At 66.7% G+C, this 14,048-nt stretch carries 17 protein-coding genes and 1 riboswitch; of the genes, 2 read left to right on the top strand and 15 right to left on the bottom strand.

The window, feature by feature from the left end; translation table 11 throughout:
* The first annotated feature begins 121 nt into the window (after window positions 1–121).
* The gene (locus IB234_RS17910) at window positions 122–1,390 is read left to right on the top strand and encodes an OmpP1/FadL family transporter (RefSeq protein WP_192320437.1); all 1,269 of its coding nucleotides are present in this window, start codon (window positions 122–124) and stop codon (window positions 1,388–1,390) included.
* Window positions 1,391–1,450: 60 nt separating this feature from the next.
* Here the strand turns inward: IB234_RS17910 and IB234_RS17905 are convergent, their stop codons facing one another.
* From IB234_RS17905 to cobO, 14 genes are all read right to left on the bottom strand, one after another.
* Window positions 1,451–1,999 carry a glutathione peroxidase gene (locus IB234_RS17905; RefSeq protein WP_192320435.1) on the bottom strand — a complete coding sequence of 183 codons (549 nt, stop codon included), beginning with the start codon at window positions 1,997–1,999 and terminating at the stop codon, window positions 1,451–1,453.
* 62 nt (window positions 2,000–2,061) lie between these two features.
* On the bottom strand, window positions 2,062–2,184 hold the full coding sequence (locus IB234_RS24175) for a hypothetical protein (protein WP_263864200.1): 123 nt from the start codon (window positions 2,182–2,184) through the stop codon (window positions 2,062–2,064).
* Entirely contained in the window at window positions 2,181–3,389 is a 1,209-nt protein-coding gene (locus tag IB234_RS17900; RefSeq protein WP_192320432.1) for an MFS transporter, read from the bottom strand. The genes IB234_RS24175 and IB234_RS17900 overlap by 4 nt, the downstream gene beginning before the upstream one ends.
* Window positions 3,390–3,416: 27 nt before the next feature.
* On the bottom strand, window positions 3,417–3,830 hold the full coding sequence (locus tag IB234_RS17895) for a MarR family winged helix-turn-helix transcriptional regulator (RefSeq protein WP_192320430.1): 414 nt from the start codon (window positions 3,828–3,830) through the stop codon (window positions 3,417–3,419).
* A 72-nt stretch (window positions 3,831–3,902) separates the two neighbouring features.
* On the bottom strand, window positions 3,903–4,640 hold the full coding sequence (locus IB234_RS17890) for an adenosylcobinamide-GDP ribazoletransferase (protein ID WP_192320428.1): 738 nt from the start codon (window positions 4,638–4,640) through the stop codon (window positions 3,903–3,905).
* Window positions 4,640–5,212 (bottom strand): alpha-ribazole phosphatase family protein, encoded by a 573-nt coding sequence (gene cobC, locus IB234_RS17885; RefSeq protein ID WP_192320426.1) that lies wholly within the window; start codon window positions 5,210–5,212, stop codon window positions 4,640–4,642. Before cobC ends, IB234_RS17890 begins: the two co-directional genes overlap by 1 nt.
* Entirely contained in the window at window positions 5,209–6,264 is a 1,056-nt protein-coding gene (gene cobT, locus IB234_RS17880; protein ID WP_192320424.1) for a nicotinate-nucleotide--dimethylbenzimidazole phosphoribosyltransferase, read from the bottom strand. The genes cobC and cobT overlap by 4 nt, the downstream gene beginning before the upstream one ends.
* Window positions 6,261–6,782 carry a bifunctional adenosylcobinamide kinase/adenosylcobinamide-phosphate guanylyltransferase gene (gene cobU / locus IB234_RS17875; RefSeq protein ID WP_192320422.1) on the bottom strand — a complete coding sequence of 174 codons (522 nt, stop codon included), beginning with the start codon at window positions 6,780–6,782 and terminating at the stop codon, window positions 6,261–6,263. The genes cobT and cobU overlap by 4 nt, the downstream gene beginning before the upstream one ends.
* 81 nt (window positions 6,783–6,863) lie before the next feature.
* On the bottom strand, window positions 6,864–8,360 hold the full coding sequence (locus tag IB234_RS17870) for a cobyric acid synthase (protein WP_192320420.1): 1,497 nt from the start codon (window positions 8,358–8,360) through the stop codon (window positions 6,864–6,866).
* A complete protein-coding gene (gene cobD, locus IB234_RS17865; protein WP_192320418.1) occupies window positions 8,357–9,343 on the bottom strand; it encodes a threonine-phosphate decarboxylase CobD in 987 nt (328 codons plus the stop codon). Before cobD ends, IB234_RS17870 begins: the two co-directional genes overlap by 4 nt.
* Window positions 9,336–10,241, bottom strand: coding sequence for an adenosylcobinamide-phosphate synthase CbiB (cbiB, locus tag IB234_RS17860; RefSeq protein WP_192320416.1), 906 nt, complete (start codon window positions 10,239–10,241; stop codon window positions 9,336–9,338). The genes cobD and cbiB overlap by 8 nt, the downstream gene beginning before the upstream one ends.
* A complete protein-coding gene (gene bluB, locus IB234_RS17855) occupies window positions 10,238–10,888 on the bottom strand; it encodes a 5,6-dimethylbenzimidazole synthase (RefSeq protein WP_192320414.1) in 651 nt (216 codons plus the stop codon). The genes cbiB and bluB overlap by 4 nt, the downstream gene beginning before the upstream one ends.
* Window positions 10,885–12,177, bottom strand: coding sequence for a cobyrinate a,c-diamide synthase (locus tag IB234_RS17850; RefSeq protein ID WP_192320412.1), 1,293 nt, complete (start codon window positions 12,175–12,177; stop codon window positions 10,885–10,887). The genes bluB and IB234_RS17850 overlap by 4 nt, the downstream gene beginning before the upstream one ends.
* A gap of 112 nt (window positions 12,178–12,289) precedes the next feature.
* Window positions 12,290–12,901, bottom strand: a complete 612-nt coding sequence (gene cobO, locus IB234_RS17845) for a cob(I)yrinic acid a,c-diamide adenosyltransferase (RefSeq protein WP_192320410.1) — start codon at window positions 12,899–12,901, stop codon at window positions 12,290–12,292.
* Between the two features lie 131 nt (window positions 12,902–13,032).
* A riboswitch (cobalamin riboswitch) is annotated at window positions 13,033–13,250 on the bottom strand.
* A gap of 103 nt (window positions 13,251–13,353) precedes the next feature.
* Here cobO and IB234_RS17840 point away from each other — a divergent pair.
* Complete coding sequence (locus tag IB234_RS17840; RefSeq protein WP_192320408.1) at window positions 13,354–13,689, top strand: four-helix bundle copper-binding protein; 336 nt, start codon at window positions 13,354–13,356, stop codon at window positions 13,687–13,689.
* 3 nt (window positions 13,690–13,692) lie between these two features.
* On the opposite strand, the gene IB234_RS17835 is transcribed toward IB234_RS17840, so the two are convergent.
* Window positions 13,693–14,013 (bottom strand): hypothetical protein, encoded by a 321-nt coding sequence (locus tag IB234_RS17835; RefSeq protein ID WP_192320406.1) that lies wholly within the window; start codon window positions 14,011–14,013, stop codon window positions 13,693–13,695.
* Between the last annotated feature and the right edge of the window lie 35 nt (window positions 14,014–14,048).

Below are 14,048 nucleotides of genomic sequence, written 5' to 3'. Positions count from 1 at the left end.
GTCACTCCCAAGCCAGCCCGCGCTTAACGAAAGTTCACAAAAACCCCGTTCCAGAGCGGTTGGCAAGGCCCGGCAAAACAGTTAGCTTGCCGCCCCCGTTTCACTGTTCGTGAGCTTCCTAATGAAAAATCTCTGGTTGAAGACTTCTCTTGCGCTCGCCGTCGGAGCGATTTCCACTCACAGCCTGGGCAACGGAATTGCCATCAACGAACAGAGCGTCAGCGGCATGGGCACCTCCTTCGCCGGTCGCGCTTCCTCTGCCAATGATGCCACCGTCCTTTTCGGCAACCCTGCAGGCCTGACCAAACTGGAACGCCCGGAAGTGGTGGGCGGATTCGGCCTGGTCAAGGCCAACGTCGACATCGATGACGCCAGCGCGAACACCGCCAAGGGCGACATGGTACCGCTGACGCCGGTGCCGTTCGGCTACTACGCCAGCCCGATCGATGATCAATGGAGCTGGGGCGTGGGCCTCTATGTGCCCTACGCGCTGATCAGCGACTACGAGAAGAGCTTCGGCGGCCGCTTCAAGGGCCAGTACAGCAAGGTGGAGGTGGTCACCCTGCAGCCGACCCTGAGCTACAAGATCAACGACAGCGTGTCCGTCGGCTTCGGCCCGACCATCAACAAGATCAAGGGCAAGCTGGTCAACAAGCTGGACAACTCCGCCGTTGGCGGCACCGGCGAGACCAAGGTCGGCGTCAAGGGCGACGACGTGGGCTATGGCTTCAACGCCGGCATCATGGTCGACATCACGGATCAGCTGACCTGGGGCCTGACCTACCACTCCAAGGTCGACTACACCCTGGAAGGCCGCACCCGCGTTACCGGCGGCACCGGACTGGTCGGTCTGTTCAACGGCGAGTACGACGGCAAGCTGGACTTCACCACGCCGGAAACCGTCGATACCTCGATCTCCTACAAACTCGACGATCAGTGGACACTCCACGCGGGCACCACCTTCACCCGCTGGAGCCGCCTGGATGAAATCGTCGTGGAAAACGAAGGCACTCCGCTGGGCATCCTCGACGAGATCGGCGAAGAGCTGAAGTGGCACGATACCTGGTCCTATGCCATCGGCGCCGCCTACCAGCTCAACCCGCAATGGGTCCTGCGTACCGGCCTCGCTCTCGACCCGTCGCCGGCCGAGAACGCCCACCGCAGCGTGCGCATTCCCGTGGGCAACCGCAAGGTGTTCTCTCTGGGTGCTGGCTGGTCGCCGAATCCGGACCTGACCATCGATGTCGCCTACTCGTACCTCCACGAGAACAGCGCCAAGGTCAACCAGCCCGCCACCGAACTGGCGGGTGTGGAGATCGCGCCAGGCTTCAGTGCCGAGTACAACAACAGCGCTCACGGCGTAGGCCTGCAGGCCAGCTACCGTTTCTGACGGTACACTGCGCCACCACGAAAAAGCCGGGCATTCGCCCGGCTTTTTCGTGGTCTGGTCTTACTGAGCGATGGCCTTCTCGATGGCCGCAATCAGGTCCTCGTCATCCGGCTTGGTCAGGCTGGAGAAGCTAGCAACCACCTTGCCGTCGCGCCCCACCACATATTTGTAGAAATTCCAGCGCGGCGCACTGCTCTGCTCGGCCAGCTCGCGGAAAAGAGGTACTGCATCGTCACCACTGACCGCCTGCGGCTCGCTCATGGCGAAGGTCACGCCATAGTCGATGAAGCAGATCTTGGCCGTTCCCTCGGAACTGTCGGCTTCCTGGCGAAAGTCATCGGACGGCACGCCGAGCACCTCCAACCCCTCCTCCTTGTAGCGCTGGTAAAGCGCCTCCAGCCCTTTGAACTGCGGCGTGAAACCGCAATGACTGGCGGTATTGACGACTATCAGCGGCTTGCCGGCGAAACGCTGACACAGGTCGATACGCTCCTTGGAGCGCAGCTGTTGCAACTCACCCTGGTCTTTCAACAGCGGCGCGCAGTCTGCCGCCCAGAGCGACGAGGACAACAGGAATAACAGGGGCAGAGAGGTGATTCGCGGCAACATGACAGCAGCTCCGAGTCATTTCATGAGTCAACGCTACTCGCCCATAGCCCGCGCGGCAATCTTCAGCACAGGCTCATGTTCAGCTGCAGCAGAGCCAACCCGCCGCGACTCCAGCCCCACCAGGCCAGCGCCAGCAGCGCCATGACCAGCAGCACCGCCAATCCCTGCCCCCACCTGCGACTCATGCCAGCTCCGCCGCTCGCAGGCGCTCAACCGGTCGTTCACGCACCGGCCAGTTGAGCGCTGCCGCCATCAGACCAAAGAGGATCGACAGCTGCCAGACCACCTCGTAGCTGCCGGTATGGTCGTACAGATAGCCTCCCAGCCAGCCGCCGAGGAAGGAGCCGATCTGGTGGAACAGGAAGACGATGCCGCCGAGCATGGACAGGTTGCGCACACCGAACAGGGTCGCCACCGTGCCATTGGTCAACGGCACAGTGGACAGCCACAGCAGCCCCATGGCCATGCCGAAGGCATAGGCACTCCACTCGGTCAGCGGTGAGTAAACGAAGGCCACGATCACCAGCGTACGCAGGAGATACAGGCCGGTGAGCAGGCGCGGCTTGGACATCCGTCCGCCCAGCCAGCCGGCGATATAGGTGCCGAACACGTTGAACAGCCCGACCAGTGCCAGCACCGTGGTGCCGACGGAGGCCGGCAGGTGTTGATCGACCAGGTACGACGGCAGATGCACGCCGATGAAAACCACCTGAAAGCCACAGACGAAGAAGCCAAGCGCCAGCAGCCAGAAGCCCGAGTGGCTGCATGCCTCCTTCAATGCGGCGCTCAGGCTCTGCTCGGCACCAGCCGGCGCAGACAGGGGAATGTCGCGAACCATCAGCGCCAAGGGGGCGATCAGGGCCACCAGCATTGCCAGCGCGAGCAAGGCAGATGACCAGCCGAGCCAGCCGATCAGCCCGAGCGTCCCAGGCAGCATGGCGAACTGACCGAAGGAGCCGGCGGCAGCGGCGATGCCCATGCCGATGCTGCGCTTTTCCGGCGGCAGCGCGCGGCCGACCACACCCAGCAATACCGAGAAGGAGGTGCCAGACAGGCCGATGCCAATCAGCAGACCGGCACTCAGCGACAATGACGACGCCGAATCTGCACCGGCCATCAGCGCCAGACCCGAAGCATAGAGCACCCCGCCGGCGACGATCACCCGTCGCGCACCAAAGCGATCGGCAATAGCCCCGGTGATCGGCTGGGCCAGACCCCATATCAGGTTCTGCAGGGCGATGGCGAAGGCGAATACCTCGCGACCCCAACCGTACTCACTGCTCATCGGCGATAGGAACAGGCCGAAGCCATGCCGCACACCCAGCGACAGGGCCAGGATCAGCGATGCTCCCACCAGCAGCCAGGCTGCCGCGCGCCATGGATTGTTCATGTCGTTGTCTCCACGGGCAACGGCCCGTCAGTCGATGGTTTCCAGATCGTCCAGCAGCAGCATCAATGCTGCTCGTTTGTCATCACCCAGGCGCCGTGCCAGCTCCTGCTGGGCTCGCTCCCAGAGCGGAGCGCCACGCTCCAGCAGGTGCTCGCCCGACTCGGTCAACACCACCTGCCGGCTACGCTGGTCGGCCCCCTCTCCCATCTGAACCAGCCCCATGCCCTCCACTACCCGCAGATTGCGGCCGAGGGTGCTGCGATCCAGACCCAGGGCCTCGGCCAGGGCCGAAATGCTCGGCCGGTCGAGGCGCTGGAGATTACGCAGCAGGGAAAATTGGGCGACATTGAGCCCAATATCAGCCAGGGCATCGTCGTAGATTCGGCTCACACCACGGCTGGCGCGGCGCAATTTGGTACAGAGGCATCGGGTCGGCAACATGAATACAGGTATATACCCGCATCAGCCGAACAGGCAGTTACAGTTACCGGAGAAGACAGCGGAACAGATGGCTCAGAGGAATAAGGCGAGGCTCAGCAGCACTGCGCATTCGGCCAGCTCCAACAGGGCGCCGGCCGTGTCGCCGGTGGTACCACCCAGGCGCGCGACAAAGGCGCGGCGCAGTAGCCAGAACACCAAAGCAGCGGCGGCCACTGCCCACACCCCACTCCAGCCCAGCAACAACATGGCCAGGCCATGACCGGCCAGCACCAGCGGCAGGTGATCGCGCGGCAGATACTCGGCCAACGCCTCGCCCAGGCCACCGGCGCGCACATAGGCGGTAGTCAGGAACAGCAACGGCAATAGCGCACGCGCCAGCCAGGGAGCCAGCAGCAGGCCGGCCCAGAATTCCCGTTCCAACAGTACGGCCAAGGCGGCGAACTTGAGCAGCAGCACTAGCAACAGCACGACCACTGCAATGGGGCCGCTGCGCGGGTCTTTCATGATCGCCAGCGTGCGCTCGCGATCACCGTAACCACCGACCCAGGCATCAGCCGTGTCGGCCAGACCATCCAGATGCAGGCCACCGGACAGCCCGACCCAGACCGCCAGCAGAATGGCCGCCTGCAGCAACGCCGGAGTGCTGCCGAGCAGCCCATGCAAGGCCAGCAGCAACCCGCCAAGCAGCAGCCCCACCAGCGGATACCACAACAGCGAACGGCCGACCTGAGCAGGCTCCGGCATACCCGCCAGCCGAACAGGCAGGCGGGTGAGGAACTGCAGGGCGATCAGCAGCGGCTGCGGCAGCATCAGGCTTCGGTCAGCTGCAGACCGGCTGCAACCTGCAGGCCATGCAGCGCGCCATAGCCCACCTCCACCTGCAGCAACTGGTTTTCCGGCAGATTGCGCGCACGCGCCAGCAACAGGCGCATCACGCCGCCGTGGGTCACCAGCAGCACACGTTTACCGTCCAGCTCGGCCTGCAGGCGCTCGACCGCGCCCAGCACGCGCTTGGCGAAGTCCTTGACCGGCTCGGCCTCAGGCGGGGTGAAACGGTAGGGATCGTTCCAGAACTTGCCGAGCGCCTCTGGATCTTCCAGCAACACCTCCGCCGAGTTGCGGCCTTCCCAGGCGCCGAAGTGCAGCTCGCGCAGATCGGCCTCGATACGCAGCGGCAAGCCGTGGGCTTCAGCGAACTGACGGGCGAAGGACTCGCAACGCTGCAGCGGCGAGCTGACCACCAAGTCCCAGCCACCCTTGCCCGCCAGGGCCAGCTGCATCTGCTGGCGGCCCTGCTCGGTCAGCGCATCGTCGCTGCTGCCACGAAAGCCGGGGCCGGCGTCGGTCACGCCGTGGCGCAACATATCCAGGGAAAGGGTCATTGCTTGTCCTCAACCAGAGCTTCAGAAAAGGTAGCCATGCCGCCGTGCAGCGCGCAGGCCAGTTTGATCAGGGGCAGCGCCAGAGCAGCGCCACTGCCCTCGCCCAGGCGCAGGCCGAGATCGAGCAGCGGCGCACCGCCGAGCTCGGCCAGCAGCGCGGCGTGGCCAGGCTCGGCGCCGGCATGGGCGAACAGCAACCAGGGCTGCACGCCAGGATTCAGGCGCACGGCGCACAGGGCCGCCGCGCTGCAGATGAAGCCGTCGACCACGGCCGGAATGCCGGCCTGGGCGCAAGCGATATAGGCGCCAGCCAGGGCCGCCAGCTCGAAGCCGCCAACCCGGCGCAGGGCCTCGAAGGGTTCAGCCAGATGAGCACCGTGCAACAGCAGGGCCCGCTCGATTACCACCCGCTTATGATTCACCCCGGCGACGCCCAGGCCGGTACCGGGCCCGGTCAGATCGACCGGATTCAGATCGCTGAGCGCGCAGGCCAGGGCGGTGGCAGCGCTGGTGTTTCCGATGCCCATCTCGCCGGCCAGCAGCAGGTCGCAACCTGCCACAAGCGCCCCCTGCGCCGCATCGCACCCGGCCTGCAGAGCGGCCGCACACTGCTCGGCCGTCATTGCCGGTTCTACAGCGAAGTTGGCGGTGCCGGCGCCCAGGCGCAGGTGACGTACGCCGGGCAGTTCGAGCGCGAGATCGATGGTGCCCAGGTCGACCAAGCACAGCGGCACACCTTGCTCGCGGGCCAGCACGCTGACGGCAGCGCCGCCGGCGACGAAGTTGCCGAGCATCTGCGCGGTCACTGCCTGCGGGTAGGCCGACACACCCTCGGCAACCACGCCGTGATCGCCAGCAAACAGCACCAGTTGTGGACTGCGGATGACCGGTTTCTCGCGCCCCTGCAGTGCGGCCAGACGCACTGCCAGCGCCTCCAGCGCGCCGAGGGCGCCGGTCGGTTTGGTCAGTTGTGCCTGGCGCGCCAGGGCAGCGGCCTCGGCGGCGGCATCAGGTTGACGGCAGGCTTGTTGCCACCACAGGGAAGAAGTCATAGCGGCGCTCCTTTGAGCAGCATGGGCAGGCCGGCGATACAGAACTGCACGCGCTCGGCGCGCTCGGCCACGGCCTGGTGCAGCCAGCCGGCCTCGTCGACGTAGCGGCGGGTCAGCTCCCCGAGCGGCACCACGCCCAGGCCGGTCTCGTTGCTGACCAGGATGATACGCCCGGGCAGCTCGCCCAGCGCCTCGAGGAAGGCATCGCGCTGCATGGCCAGGCGAGTTTCGTCCTCCAGCATCAGCAGGTTGGTCAGCCACAGGGTCAGGCAGTCGACCAGCAGGCAGCGCTCGGGGGCGGCATTGTCACGCAGGGCGCGGGCCAGTTCGAGGGGCTCCTCCACCAGGCCCCACTCGGCCGGGCGCGTACTGCGGTGGTGGGCGATGCGCTTGGCCATCTCGCCGTCCCAGGCCTGCCCGGTGGCGATATAGGTGACCTCCAGGCCACTGTCCGCCGCCAGCTGCTCGGCCAGGCGGCTTTTGCCGGAGCGGGCGCCACCGAGGATCAGTTCAAGCATCTTGCTCTCCTTCCGTAGGGTGGATCGCGCTCTATCGATCCACCGAAGCCACCAAGGTGGATGTAAACGGCGACATCCACCCTACAGGCCACAAAGCTCGCGCAGCTTTTGAGTATCCAGATGTGCCTCGACCAGGTCAGCCAGGCGCTCGATGTCGCGTTCGCGGCGCGCATGATAATCCACCTGGCGCGCCTCGCGCAGGCCGGCCCAGCGCAGCAGCGCAGCACAGGCGGCCGGCTGCTCGAACAGGCCGTGCAGGTAGGTGGCCATGACCTGGCCGTCGGCGCTGATGGCGCCATCGCTGCGACCATCGTCCAGGCGCACGGCGGGACTACTCAGGGCAGGACCCGCGCTGACGCCGGCATGGATCTCGTAGCCGCTGACTTCCAGCTCGCCTAGGCTCAGACGCCCGCGCACATTGCGTAGCTGCTTCTCCGGCTCCAGTACGGTGGCGTAGTCGAGCAGACCGAGGCCCGCGCTGCTACCGGCCGGGCCTTCCAGGCCATGCGGGTCGTCGATGCACGTGCCGAGCATCTGCAGGCCCCCGCAGATGCCGAGCACCTTGCCGCCATAGCGCAGGTGGCGGGCAATGGCGGCGTCCCAGCCGTGCTCGCGCAGGCGCGCCAGGTCGGCGCGTACGCTCTTGGAGCCGGGCAAGATGATCAGGTCGGCTGGCGGAATCACCTGACCGGGGCCGATGAACTGCAGGTCCACCTGCGGGTGCAGGCGCAACGGGTCGAAGTCGGTGTGGTTGCTGATGCGTGGCAGCACCGGCACGGCGACGCGCAGCACCTCACGCTCCTTGTCCGGCTGCAGCACCTGCACTGCGTCCTCGGCCTCCAGGTGGAAGTCCATCAGGTACGGCAGCACGCCGAGCACCGGCTTGCCGGTGCGCTGCTCCAGCCAGTCCAGCCCCGGTTGCAGCAGGGCGATGTCGCCGCGGAAGCGGTTGATCACGAAGCCCTTGACCCGCGCCTGCTCGCGTGGCGACAGCAGCTCCAGGGTGCCGACCAGATGGGCGAACACGCCGCCCTTGTCGATATCGGCGATCAGCAGCACCGGGCAATCCACCGCTTCGGCGAAGCCCATATTGGCGATGTCGCCGGCACGCAGGTTGATCTCGGCTGGCGAGCCGGCACCCTCCACCATCACCACCGGGTATTGCGCGGCAAGGCGGGCGTGGGACTCGAGCACCGCCTCGCGGGCGACCTGTTTGTAGTCGTGGTAGGCCACCGCATTCATGTTGCCGATGGCGCGGCCCTGGATGATCACCTGGGCGCCGGTGTCGGAGTTGGGCTTGAGCAGCACCGGGTTCATGTCGGTGTGCGGCGCGAGCCCAGCGGCCTGGGCCTGCACCGCCTGGGCACGGCCGATCTCGCCGCCATCGGCGGTCACAGCGCTGTTCAGCGCCATGTTCTGCGGTTTGAACGGCACGACGCTGACGCCCTGGCGCTGCAGCCAGCGGCACAGCGCAGTCACCAGGGTGCTCTTGCCGGCGTCCGAGGTGGTGCCTTGGACCATCAGGGTGGCGGCCTGCACCACAGGCGAGTCGTCGCGCCCGTCAGGCACTACTGTCATACCGGCATATCCATGAGCGCTTGCTCCAGGCGTTGCCAGCCGATCTCATCGCCGGGCAAGCCGAAGCGCAGGCAGCGGGTTTCGGCGAACAGGCGCAGGAGGATGCCGCGGCGAGCGAAATAGCCGTGTAGACCGACGGCCTGGAAGTGAGCCACCAACTGGAACAGCGCCGTCCCCCCGGCCGGCGCCATGCGGTATGCACTGAGCAACAGAGCCAGGCGCAGACTATCGGCCAGCAGGCGCTCGCGTTGGCGACGCTGCCCCTCCAGATCGCTCAGCAAAGCCCTACCCACTGCCCGCGCCGGCCCACTGACTGACCAAGGGCCGAGTAGCCCGGTCAGACGCTCGAGCAGATCGGCTTCGGCCAGCACGAAACCGAGGCGTATACCCGCCATGCCAAAGAACTTGCCGAACGAGCGCAGCACGATTAGCCCCGGCCGCTGGCTATCGGCAGCCAGACTGTGCTCGGGGGCACAGTCCATGAAAGCCTCGTCCACCAGCAGCCAGCCACCGCGCGCCGCCAGCCGCGCATGCCAGTCGAGCAGGCGTTCGCGCTCGATGAGCCGGCCGGTAGGATTGTTCGGATTGACCACCAGCAGGATGTCCAGCCGATCCAGGCTACGCTCGACCGCGCCCTCGCTCAGCTCGGTGACCAGATGGCCCTCACGGCGCCAGGCCTCTGCATGCTCGGCATAGGCTGGCGATACGATGCCCACCCGCCTACCCACGCGGCGCAGGCGTGGCAAGGTTTGAATCGCCGCCTGGGAGCCGGCCACCGGCAACAACGTCGTTACGCCGTAGTAATCACATGCGGCCGCCTCAAGGCCATCGCCGACCTCCGGCAGCCTATGCCAGGCCGAGTCCGCTACCGTGGGTAGCGGCCAGCCATAGGGTGCAATGCCAGTGGACAGATCGAGCCAGTCCGCCAATGGAATGTCGTAGCGCTGGGCCGCAGCGCGCAGCCGTCCGCCATGGTCAAGCAAGGTAGAGTCCTCCTGCTACCAGCACCAGCAGCCACAGAACCACGCCGCCATGCACCAGATTGAGTGCCCTTTCGATATCACGCGCCTGCGGCGGCGCGCCCTCCCCCAGCTGCGGCCGCTGCTCCTCGATGCCATGGTAGACGGCCGAACCGCCCAGGCTAACGCCCAGGGCTCCGGCGCCTGCAGCCATCACCGGCCCGGCGTTGGGACTGTCCCATTGTGGCGCCTGCCGGCGCCAGCAGCGCAGTGCCAGGCCAGTGCGCCCGAGCAGTGCGTAGGTCAGCGCCACCAGGCGCGCGGGGATGTAATTGAGCACATCATCGATGCGCGCGGCCGCCCAGCCGAAGCGCTCGAAGCGCTCGTTGCGGTAACCCCACATGGCGTCCAGGGTGTTGCTCAGCCGGTACAGCACCACGCCCGGCGCACCGAGCAGGCAGAACCAGAACAGCGCGGCGAACACCGCATCCGAACCGTTCTCCAACACCGACTCGGTGCCGGCACGAGCCACGCCAGTGGCGTCCAGCTCGGCGGTACGCCGGCTGACCAGGTAGCCGACGCGCTGGCGCGCCTGCGGCAGATCGCCCAGGCGCAGCGCTTGCGCCACCGGTAGTGCATGCTCGCCGAGGCTTTTGAGGCCGACGGCGAAATACAGGGCGAGGATCTCCAGCAGCCAGCCCAGATCGGTCAGGCTCAGCAACCAGACCAGCGCCACCGGCGGCAGCACGGCCAGGCACCAGCCACTGACGCCATGGCTGCGCCAGCCGCGACCACCGGCATTGAGGCGCTGCTCGATGCGTTTGGCCAGGTTGCCGAAGCCCACCAGCGGGTGCCAGCGGCGCGGCTCACCGAACCAGGCATCCAGGCCCATGCCAGCCAGGGCGGACAAAGCAACACTCACGCCTGCTGCCCCCAGCGGTCGGCGAACACCAGCTCGCTCAGCGGTCGCTCGCTGGCCCAGCCTTCCTGCACCAGCATCGGCCGCTCGTAGAACTCGCTCACCGGCCCCAGGCACAGCACCGCCACCGGCTGGCTGCCGGCCGGCATGCCGAGCAATTCGGCCAAAGCCAGTGGATCGAACAGCGACACCCAGCCCAACCCCAGACCTTCTGCGCGGGCGGCCAGCCAGAGGTTCTGGATCGCACAGCTGAGCGAGGCCAGGTCCATCTGCGGTAAGGTGCGGCGGCCAAACACATGGGCCTCGCGGCCGTCCATCAGGGCCGCCACCAACAGTTCGGCGCAGTCGCGGATACCCTCGACCTTGAGCCGCATGAACTCGTCACTGCGCTCACCCAGTGCTTCTGCAGTACGCACCCGCTCGGCCTCGACCAGGCCGTGAATAGTCTCTCTAAGCTCGGGCCGGGTGATACGGATAAAGCGCCACGGCTGCATCAGGCCGACGCTCGGCGCTTGGTGGGCCGCCTGCAGCAGGCGCGTGAGCAGCGTCGGCGCTACCTCGCCGCCAGCGAAGTGGCGCATGTCGCGGCGCTCAGCAATGGCGCGGTAGACCGCGGCGCGCTCGTCGGGGCTGAAGGCGTGGTCGCTCATGGCAGCAGCAGCTCGGCCGTCGCCCCGGGGTTGGACGGCAGGTAGAAATGGATATAGGAGGCGGTCAGGCGTCCGCGGCGGAACACCGCCTCGGCTACCGGTTTGCCGTTCGGACAAACACCACGGGCAAGCGGCACCTGGGTGCAGTCCAGCACGGAATGGTGATAAGTATGCCCGCGAAAAACGCCTTCTGGCAGCTCTACCTGCTGCAGCGCCAGGGCCGCCAGGCGCGGCTGCATCACTGCGCTGCCCGGCAATAGGCCAAGCAATTCGGCGCTCTCGCCCTGTTTGTCGGTCAGCGCCTCCAGCAGATAGAGCATGCCGCCGCATTCGGCGAGCAGCGGCTTGCCAGCGGCATGATGTACGCGGATGCCCTGCAGCATCGCGCGGTTGCCAGCCAGGGCCTGCAGATGCAGTTCGGGATAGCCACCAGGCAGATACAGGCTGTGTACATCCGGCAGGGCCTGGTCGGCCAGCGGCGAGAAGAACACCAGTTCGGCGCCCAGCGCGCGCAGCAGATCGAGGTTGGCCTGGTAGAGGAAGGCGAAACTGGTGTCGCGGGCCACGCCAATGCGCACACCGGCCAGCAGCGGCTCGATGGTCTGCTCGGCCGGCGCGGCGAAACTCACCGGCTCAGGCAGCAGCTCGCCGGCGCTGGCCAGCAGGGCATCCGCGGCGGCGTCCAGACGGGCGTCCAGATCGGCCAGCTCCTCGGCCTGGATCAACCCCAGGTGGCGGCGCGGCAGCTCCAGCGCGGACGAGCGCGGCAGGCCACCGAACCAGCGCATGCCGGTCGGCAGGCTGTCGCGCAGGATGCCGTTGTGGCGCTCGCTACCGGTGCGGTTGGCCAGCACCCCGGCGAACGGCAGGTCGGGCTGGAAGTGCGCCAGGCCATAGGCCATGGCGCCTAAGGTCTGGGCCATGGCGCCGGCGTCGATCACCCCCAGTACCGGCACGCCGAAACGCCTCGCCAGATCGGCGGCCGAGGGCGCACCGTCGAACAGCCCCATGACCCCCTCGATCAGGATCAGGTCGGCTTCGCCTGCCGCCTGCCACAGCAGACGCCGACACTCTTCCTCGCCGACCATCCACAGGTCCAGCTGGTACACCGGCGCGCCGCTGGCGCGGGCGAGGATCATCGGGTCGAGGAAATCCGGACCACACTTGAACACCCGCACCCGCTTGCCGGCACGACTGTGCAGGCGCGCCAGGGCGGCAGTGACGGTGGTCTTGCCCTGGCCGGAGGCCGGCGCGGCGATCAGCAGAGCCGGGCAGTGGCGACTATTCATATGCTTTCCGCCAGCCAGTGCGTCGTGCGCAAGGAAGCGGCACGCAGACAGTACATACCCGTACGGCAAGTGCCGCTGACACAGCGCACGGCGTGCTGGGGGCGGAAAGGCATCAAAACTCCACTCCCTTCTGCGCCTTCACTCCAGCCTTGAAGGCATGCTTGACCAGGGTCATCTCGGTCACCGTATCCGCCGCCTCGATCATCCCCGGCTGCGCGCCGCGGCCGGTCACCACCACGTGCTGCAGCAACGGACGCGCTTCGATATCGGCGAGCACTTCGTCCAGCTGCAGGTAGCCGTGCTTGAGGGCGATATTCAGCTCGTCCAGCACCACCAGGCCGATGCTCTCGTCGGCCAGCAGCTGGCGCGCCACCTTCCAGGCCTCGCCGGCCATAGCGATATCGCGCTGGCGGTCCTGGGTTTCCCAGGTGAAGCCCTCGCCCATGACGAACCAGCGCACCTCGTCAGGGAAGCGGAGGAAGAAGGCTTCCTCGCCAGTACTGGCGGCGCCCTTGATGAACTGCACCACGCCGACCCGCATGCCGTGGCCGAGGGCGCGGGCGACCATGCCGAAGGCCGAGCTGCTCTTGCCCTTGCCGTTGCCGGAATGCACCAGCAGCAGGCCGTATTCGTCCTGGGCCTGGGCGATCTTTTCGTCGATCAGGGCTTTCTTGCGCTGCATGCGCGCCAGGTGGCGGGCGTCGCGTTCGGCCGACTCGTTCATGTTCGGACTCCTCTTTGCCGGCGCCAGAGCGCCCTGCGCACCCGGTTGGCGGGCACACGAACAGAAACAAGGACAGAACGAGGAAAGAAACGGCCAGGCCCGAGGGGGCCGCAACCGCAGAGCCCGCCGCACTGCCGTGGATCGCGACAGGCCGGTCTCCGGGCTCGTGAGCAAGGCCTTGCAGCCCGTGGATCGCGCCTTCCCGTGCCGTAACACAGTGGCATCAAGCGACCCATTTCCTCACCTACCGTTGCGGGGGCAGCGCCGGAATCTTCGTAACGAATGCACCGGCTTCCCTGTTTCACCCACGGACGCGTCGCGTCGGGGCACCTGAAGCAGGCGCGAAGCTTAGGGCCAGCTCATGCCTCGGTCAATCGCACCGCCCGGCAGATCGGCCGAACCCACAGGAACCAGAGGGCTCACAGCAGAACAATCGAGCAAAGGAGAATCCCATGGCCCACCAACGTTACGCCTCCTGCATCCAGGCCTGCAGCGCCTGCGCCATTGCCTGTGAAACCTGCGCCGCCGCCTGCCTCAAGGAGCCCGATCTACAGCACATGGCCATCTGCATCGCCTGTGATATCGACTGCGCCGACATCTGCCGCCTGGCCGAACGCCTGATGGTGCGCGACAGCCCGCTGTGCGACGAATTCCTGCGCCTCTGCGCAATCGCCTGCCAGGCCTGCGCCGAGGCCTGCGGCAAGCACCAACACGACCACTGCCAGCAGTGCGCCCAGGCCTGCCAACGCTGCGTGGTGGAATGCGAAGCACTGGCTGCCGGCGCCTGAGCCTCAGTGCTTGGGCGTGAAGCCCGCCGGCTTGCTCGCCAGCCACTCGACGAAGGTGAGCAGGCGCTCGTCGCCGAGCAGGGCCTCGCGGCTGTTGTAGGTCAGCGCCAGTTCCTTCTCGCTGAACAGCTTGTGGATCTGGTTGTGGCAGCCGCGGCAGACCCACAGCGTGGCCGTGATGCGCTCGCCCTTGGCGAAGCGCTTCTGCACATAGGGCTTGTCGTGCAGGGCCTTGGGGATCAGGTGATGGCGGGTCAGTGGCAAGGCGCGGGCGCAGAGCTCGCAGGCATCGGGCTGGGGTGGCAGGCGGATCGGTTCGGGCATGTGGCGATGATGCCACAGCCCCTGGCTGGCAGGCT

The organism is Pseudomonas sp. PDM16 (assembly GCF_014851865.1).
Lineage (GTDB): Bacteria > Pseudomonadota > Gammaproteobacteria > Pseudomonadales > Pseudomonadaceae > Aquipseudomonas.
The sequence above is the reverse complement of the archived record's forward strand: the minus strand, read 5'-3'. Positions and strand labels throughout refer to the sequence as shown.

Coding starts and splice junctions, on each gene's coding strand:
- cobU (WP_192320422.1), bottom strand. CDS start 6,782: ATGCTTGAACTGATCCTCGGTGGCGCCCGCTCCGGCAAAAGCCGCCTG.
- IB234_RS17905 (WP_192320435.1), bottom strand. CDS start 1,999: ATGTTGCCGCGAATCACCTCTCTGCCCCTGTTATTCCTGTTGTCCTCG.
- IB234_RS24175 (WP_263864200.1), bottom strand. CDS start 2,184: ATGAGTCGCAGGTGGGGGCAGGGATTGGCGGTGCTGCTGGTCATGGCG.
- cobT (WP_192320424.1), bottom strand. CDS start 6,264: ATGACTTCTTCCCTGTGGTGGCAACAAGCCTGCCGTCAACCTGATGCC.
- IB234_RS17850 (WP_192320412.1), bottom strand. CDS start 12,177: ATGAATAGTCGCCACTGCCCGGCTCTGCTGATCGCCGCGCCGGCCTCC.
- IB234_RS17895 (WP_192320430.1), bottom strand. CDS start 3,830: ATGTTGCCGACCCGATGCCTCTGTACCAAATTGCGCCGCGCCAGCCGT.
- IB234_RS17870 (WP_192320420.1), bottom strand. CDS start 8,360: ATGACAGTAGTGCCTGACGGGCGCGACGACTCGCCTGTGGTGCAGGCC.
- IB234_RS17840 (WP_192320408.1), top strand. CDS start 13,354: ATGGCCCACCAACGTTACGCCTCCTGCATCCAGGCCTGCAGCGCCTGC.
- cobC (WP_192320426.1), bottom strand. CDS start 5,212: ATGACCCTTTCCCTGGATATGTTGCGCCACGGCGTGACCGACGCCGGC.
- bluB (WP_192320414.1), bottom strand. CDS start 10,888: ATGAGCGACCACGCCTTCAGCCCCGACGAGCGCGCCGCGGTCTACCGC.
- IB234_RS17890 (WP_192320428.1), bottom strand. CDS start 4,640: ATGCTGCCGCAGCCGCTGCTGATCGCCCTGCAGTTCCTCACCCGCCTG.
- IB234_RS17835 (WP_192320406.1), bottom strand. CDS start 14,013: ATGCCCGAACCGATCCGCCTGCCACCCCAGCCCGATGCCTGCGAGCTC.
- cobO (WP_192320410.1), bottom strand. CDS start 12,901: ATGAACGAGTCGGCCGAACGCGACGCCCGCCACCTGGCGCGCATGCAG.
- IB234_RS17900 (WP_192320432.1), bottom strand. CDS start 3,389: ATGAACAATCCATGGCGCGCGGCAGCCTGGCTGCTGGTGGGAGCATCG.
- IB234_RS17910 (WP_192320437.1), top strand. CDS start 122: ATGAAAAATCTCTGGTTGAAGACTTCTCTTGCGCTCGCCGTCGGAGCG.